At 59.7% G+C, this 3,304-nt stretch carries 4 protein-coding genes; all 4 read right to left on the minus strand.

All coding sequences use genetic code 11. The annotated features are described in order from the left end of the window. On the minus strand, positions 1 to 881 hold an 881-nt coding region (locus DU29_RS0126165; RefSeq protein ID WP_033050996.1), incomplete at its 3' end, for a catechol 2,3-dioxygenase. Positions 882 to 897: 16 nt separating this feature from the next. Next, entirely contained in the window at positions 898 to 1,215 is a 318-nt protein-coding gene (locus DU29_RS0126170) for a 2Fe-2S iron-sulfur cluster binding domain-containing protein (RefSeq protein WP_016355706.1), read from the minus strand. Positions 1,216 to 1,362: 147 nt separating this feature from the next. Then, complete coding sequence (locus DU29_RS0126175) at positions 1,363 to 2,139, minus strand: 1,6-dihydroxycyclohexa-2,4-diene-1-carboxylate dehydrogenase (RefSeq protein ID WP_011600762.1); 777 nt, start codon at positions 2,137 to 2,139, stop codon at positions 1,363 to 1,365. Positions 2,140 to 2,254: 115 nt separating this feature from the next. Then, on the minus strand, positions 2,255 to 3,265 hold the full coding sequence (gene benC, locus DU29_RS0126180; protein WP_028624360.1) for a benzoate 1,2-dioxygenase electron transfer component BenC: 1,011 nt from the start codon (positions 3,263 to 3,265) through the stop codon (positions 2,255 to 2,257). Between the last annotated feature and the right edge of the window lie 39 nt (positions 3,266 to 3,304).

The raw sequence follows: 3,304 nt of genomic DNA on the forward strand, positions 1-3,304 counted from the left end.
TGGTAAAAGATCGCCTTGCCCAGTTGGTCGGCGGTCCAGGTCACCGGTTTGTGGTCCGGGTAGTTGTAATCTCCACCGCAGAACACTTCGTTGCGGTTACCGGACGGGTCGAAGAAGTAGATGGTCTTGCCGTGGGTCAGACCGTGACGGGTCGGGCCGATATCGATCGAGGTGTCGGTCATGGAGATCAGGTCGGCGGCGCGAAGCACGTCTTCCCAGGTTTCGAGGTGGAAGGACACATGATGGAGGCGGCCTTTTTCCGGATGGTGAATGAAGGCCACGTCGTGGGCCTTGGTCGACAGACTGAGGAACTGGGCGACGCGCGTGCCATTTTCGTCCAGCACCTGTTCGGCCAGATAGAAGCCGAGCACCTTGGTGAACAGGTCATAGGTCGCCGGCAATTCGTCGCCATACATGAGGGCGTGGTCGAAACGCACAGCCGCCATACCTTTCAGATCGCGCGGCCATGCCTCGGGATTGACCTCATTCACACCCCACTTTCCAGTATATTCCTTGTCTGAATACAACTCGAAGTGATGCCCGGAGGGTGCCTGGAAGCGCACCCGTCGGCCACAACTGTTCAGTTCACCTGCGGGTAGCTGCTCAACGGCACAGCCATATGCCATCAGATCCCGCTCCAGTTGCCGGAGAGCATCCTCATCCACAACCTTGAAACCCATGAAATCCATGCCCGGCTCATCCGCTTCACGCAGCACCAGGGAAAACTTATCCACTTCGGTCCAAGCCTTCAAATAGACGCGCCCGAAGTCATCACGGTCCACTTCGATCAGGCCGAGCAGGTCGCGGTAGTGGGCCAGGGCACTCTCTAGATTGAGTACGCGCAGCTGGATGTGGCCGGGTCGCAGAACGCCTTTTTTCATGACGGCACCTCTTGTTTCATCTGTTGTTTTTGTCGCCTTCGCTATTAGGGCAAAGACATTCGATGCTCAGATCGGACTGCGGAAATACCTGGCATGCCAGCGCCAAGCCTTGGCTCTCCAACTCGGGCGGCACGTGATGGCAGCTCATGCGACCGCGACGGTAATTGCCATGCAGCACATGGACCTTGCACAGCCCGCAACCGCCGCCGCGACAGCCCACCGGAATGCAGCGTTTGTGCTGGGCTTCCATGGCGCGCAGTACCGACTGGCCCTCCGCACAGCGGAATGACTGGCCGCTTAGCACTTCGAACACCTCGTAGCCGGCACTGTTCATATTCATCCCAGATACACTAAACATGACGGAAGTATCCCCCAACAGCTCTGCGTGATGCCGGCATAACCCCCCCGAAAATGAGCGTCAGGGATCTTATGTACGTTGCTTCTTCGCATGTCGATTTCTCTTCTTAACCAGACATAAGGGTCAACCCAGGTCTCCCCCTGCCACCGGAAGAGTTATACCGGTGATGTAGGAGGCGGCGTCAGAAGCAAGGAACAGAATTGCCTCGACCTGCTCGTCAATGCTTCCGTAGCGTTTCATAAGGCTGCTGTCGAGGGACTGGTCGACGATCTGCTGGTACCAGACCTTCTCCTGCTCACTCGGCTCGGCGCTATTGCGCGGAATCCGCCGTGGCGGCGCCTCGGTGCCACCCGGTGCGGTGGCGTTGACGCGGATGCCGCGCTCGGCGGTTTCAAAGGCCAGACAGGCGGTCAGGGCGTTGACGCCACCCTTCGCCGCGCCGTAAGGCACGCGATGGATCCCGCGCGTGGCAACGGAGGAAACATTTACGATGGCGCCACTGCCCTGCTCGAGCATTAGCGGCAGCGCGGCGTGGCAGCACCATAGGGTAGGGAACAGTGAACGCCGCACTTCGGCCTCGATCTCGTGTTCCTGGTAATGCTCGAATGGCTTAGCCCAAATGGTGCCGCCAACGTTGTTGATCAGAATGTCCAGCCGACCGAAGCGCTCGAGCGCCGCCGCCATCACCCGTTGGCACTCGGCGAACTGCTCAAGGTCGGCGGTCAGGGTCAGCACCTCAGCGACTCCGACCAGTTCGTCGGCCAGCTCATGTATTAGCTCGGAACGGTCGACTAGCAGCAGCCGACCGCCTTCGGCCGCCATCCGTTCGGCCACACGGCGACCGATGCCCTGGGCAGCGCCGGTGATAACGGCAGTCTTGTCCTGGAAACGTTTGTTCATGAACCACCTCGGTTGTGTAGCCCAGATGCAATTTTGGGAAAGTTCGCAGGGAACCTGGGGCCTACTGAACGAATAAAACAGGCCCGCTCACCTAGTAAGCGGACCAAAGGAGCCTCTAGGCGCTGGCGGCGAACTTCTCATAATAGAAATTGGCCGGCTGGATGCCCTGTGCGCGAATGTACTGACTGACCGCCTCGACCATCGGTGGCGGACCGCAAAGGTAGACATCTACCTCACCGCCGTTGAGGTGTTTGGGCTCGATGTACTGGGTCACATAGCCCTTTTGCGGATAGGCGCTGTCTGGGCTGGCGACGCAGGCGGTGTAGCTGAAGTTGGGAATGCGCGCGGCGAATGCCTCTAGCTTGTCCATTTCAACCAGATCGTAGTCATGGGTGACGCCGTAGATCAGATGGAGCGGGTGCTCGCTGCCCTGCTCGGCGATCTTCTCCAGCATCGCGGTGAACGGTGCTAGGCCGGTACCGCCCGCCAGCAACAGCAGCGGCCGCTTGATCTCGCGCAGATAGAACGCGCCCAGCGGACCAGCCAGACTGACGCTATCGCCGACCTTGGCGAGGCTGGTCAGGAAGCTGCTCATCAGCCCGCCCGGCACGTTGCGGATCAGGAAGCTGACCTCACCATCCTTTTGCAGCGAGCTGAAGGAATAGGCGCGGGTCTGGTCGCTGCCCGGCACTTGCAGATTGACGTACTGGCCCGGCAGGAACGCCAACTGGTTCAGCGATGCGCTTTTGATAGACAGTGAGATGGTGCTCTCGGACAGCTGACGCACGTTGCTGATCGCTGCCTGATAGCTGGCCTGCTGGGTCTTGCAGACGTCCGATGCGGCCGGAACGCGAATCACGCAGTCGCTTTCGGCGCGCATCTGGCAGGTCAGCACGTAGCCCTGCTCGGCTTCGGCTTCGCTAAGTGCATCCTCGATGTACTCCTCGCCGAGGTCGTAGCGGCCGCTCTCGGCGAAGCATTTGCAGGCGCCGCATGCACCGTCTCGGCAGTCCATGGGTAAATTGATGCCTTGGCGGTAGGCAGCATCAGCAATAGTCTCGCCAGCATTAGCATCGATGAAACGAGTGACGCCGTCTTCGAAGTTCAGTGCAACCTTGTGTGTCATGGCGGCACCTCAGACGTGGTATACATCGATGAACTGGCG

The organism is Pseudomonas sp. Ant30-3, from assembly GCF_000690905.1.
Taxonomy (GTDB): Bacteria; Pseudomonadota; Gammaproteobacteria; order Pseudomonadales; family Pseudomonadaceae; genus Aquipseudomonas.

Coding starts and splice junctions, on each gene's coding strand:
- DU29_RS0126170 (WP_016355706.1), bottom strand. CDS start 1,215: ATGAACAGTGCCGGCTACGAGGTGTTCGAAGTGCTAAGCGGCCAGTCA.
- DU29_RS0126175 (WP_011600762.1), bottom strand. CDS start 2,139: ATGAACAAACGTTTCCAGGACAAGACTGCCGTTATCACCGGCGCTGCC.
- benC (WP_028624360.1), bottom strand. CDS start 3,265: ATGACACACAAGGTTGCACTGAACTTCGAAGACGGCGTCACTCGTTTC.